This window comes from Vibrio mytili (assembly GCF_000830505.1).
GTDB classification, from domain to species: domain Bacteria; phylum Pseudomonadota; class Gammaproteobacteria; order Enterobacterales; family Vibrionaceae; genus Vibrio; species Vibrio mytili.
The window spans coordinates 1-227 of the sequence record NZ_JXOK01000057.1 but is presented as its reverse complement, the minus strand read 5'-3'; the positions used below and the strand labels follow the sequence as shown (position 1 = coordinate 227).

The 227-nt window shown below is 52.4% G+C and carries 1 protein-coding gene; it reads right to left on the bottom strand.

All coding sequences use genetic code 11. The features are described from left to right. On the bottom strand, positions 1-227 hold a 227-nt coding region (locus SU60_RS14780; protein WP_041156189.1), incomplete at both ends, for a T1SS-143 repeat domain-containing protein.

Below are 227 nucleotides of genomic sequence, written 5' to 3'. Positions count from 1 at the left end.
CCGTCAGCGTAAACACTGGGTTGCCAGCCGCCGTCGCTTCATAAGTGAAGCTGCCATCACCGTTCGGCGTTTCTGTCAACGTCACAGCCACACCTTGCGATGTTAAGCCGTCAACCGGTGTTGCAGAGGCATCTAACTGATAGCTCACTACATGGTCAGCGCCTTGGGTGGTCGTGAAATTGCCATCAATAGAAACCGGATTGCTTTGGTCAGAACCAAAGTTAGCT